The organism is Clostridium sp., from assembly GCF_036639235.1.
Lineage (GTDB): Bacteria > Bacillota > Clostridia > Clostridiales > Caloramatoraceae > Clostridium_AB.
The window spans coordinates 10357-11856 of record NZ_JAVWJB010000047.1; the positions used below are offsets into that span (position 1 = coordinate 10357).

The 1500-nt window shown below is 35.7% G+C and carries 1 protein-coding gene; it reads left to right on the forward strand.

Translation table 11 applies throughout. The features are described from left to right. Positions 1-760 precede the first annotated feature (760 nt). The coding region (locus RR539_RS09350; RefSeq protein WP_332500365.1) for a hypothetical protein at positions 761-1500 on the forward strand (740 nt) is incomplete at its 3' end.

A 1500-nucleotide genomic window follows, 5' to 3' on the forward strand; every position in this document is an offset into this window, starting at 1 on the left:
CTGCGGTTTTGTAGCCCTTTCGCGCCTTGAACTCCACTCAAACCAGGCGATTTTTCAGCGGAGATAAAAAGGTGGATTTCAGAGTTGGTAAAAAAGAGATAAATTCCTCACGTACTATTAGTACGCTCAGGATTTATCTCTTTTTTGCGCCTTGAACTCCACTCAGCCTAATCGATTTTTGGGATACGATATTTAGGGAAAGTTTGAGTTGCTGAAAAGGTAAATTGGGTTTGAGGACAGAGTTAGATTAGTGGAAAGTGGGGTTAGGGATTTGTTTAAGTGGAGGTTTAATTAAGAATCTAAGTAGTCCTACGGACTTAATTTAGTGATCTAATAGTAGGTTTTTAATTTTTAGGATTGGCTGATTTAGGGGATTTGTGCCTTGAAGTTAAATGATGTATTGGTAGGGATAGATAAAAGAACCCTTTCGGGATCCTTTGGTTTGGTGATGTAATGTGGTGAAGGATTTTGGTTAGGAACTTGCGGGGAGGGTTATTTGAGGGGGGAGGGTTTTGGTGTGTAGGGGAGTGTTTGAACCTAGTTTAGTATAGGTGGTTTGTAGAGGGTTGTGTATATGATTTAGGATGGAATTAGCCTCAGATGGGGGGTTTGTGAAGGGGGAGATATGAGGTTAAAGTAGGGTTTTAGAGGGTAAATCTGTTAAGTAAATGGCAATGTTTTAGGTTGTTTCTATACAGAATGTGACAAGAAGTTCAGTTTGTTTAGTGTATGGTTAAGGTAGTTATATGGAGGTGGTTATATGAATTTAATTAAAAGGTTTGTTTTGTCACTGACAGTTATAGTTATGTTAGCTTTTTTAATAGGTAGTGATGCTAGGGCTTTTGTTAGTATCCCTGAGGAGGTTAGGGCAGGAACTAGTAAGTATGTTTTAGATAGGTATAGTTCCTTTTTAGCCTATGATAATCCAAATATTACAAAGGATGAGGCTGCTAAGGGGTTTAAGCTTGGCCGTGGAATTGAGATTAAGGATATTAGTTATGAGGATATTACTTCGGGTAATAAAAGTTTAGATGATACTTTTTATAAGGGAAATGGTCCTATGTATTTGTTTTTTGCTACTTTAAATGGTAAGTATATAGAGCCATTTATAACTTATAAGAATGGGAATAATTATTCTGCTGGGGTAGCTTCAGTTAATCCTAAGTTAGAGGGGATTATAGAGTCAGGGTTTAAAACAATAGAAGGTAGTGGGAAGTTTACTTCAAGGGATGCTGTATTAGTTGATTTTGGATTTAATGAGTATGCTCTTTATTCTAAGAAGGATGGAAAGATTGTTATGATTACTAATCAAACTATGATGGGCTATAAGGCTAATGATATTATTGGTTTTAAGGACATACATAGTAAAATGTTAAGTACATATGTGTCATCAGTTGAAACTGTGAACACCAGTGTTAGTGATAATAAGAAGACTTCAACTTCATATATGATTGTATGTGGAGCTATTGTTTTAATGTTTGGTTTTGTATTTTATATAAC